Raw genomic sequence first — 216 nt, forward strand, 5'->3', positions numbered from 1 at the left:
CGCAAGGCAGGACGGGGCCTTGGTGAACAGCGTGTTGAAGCCGATCTTGTCGGGGTCCATGCCGGACTCACGCACATGGCTGGCATAGTTGATGCCTTGGCACAGGAACTGGCGGTCAGACGTGACCGGCGGCAGTAGAGTGACGGCGTCGAGCGGCAGCGTGGCCTGGTCGGGGGTGCTGCGCCACGCAGCTTCGAGGCCATTCGCGACGAAGTC

Annotated in this window: 1 pseudogene; it reads right to left on the minus strand. The window is 65.3% G+C overall.

Annotation, left to right across the window (positions count from 1 at the left end):
- A pseudogene (locus tag ACYP5B_RS51425) lies at positions 1-216 on the minus strand (fumarylacetoacetate hydrolase family protein); the annotation flags it as partial.

It is taken from the genome of Cupriavidus sp. 8B (genome assembly GCF_054589115.1).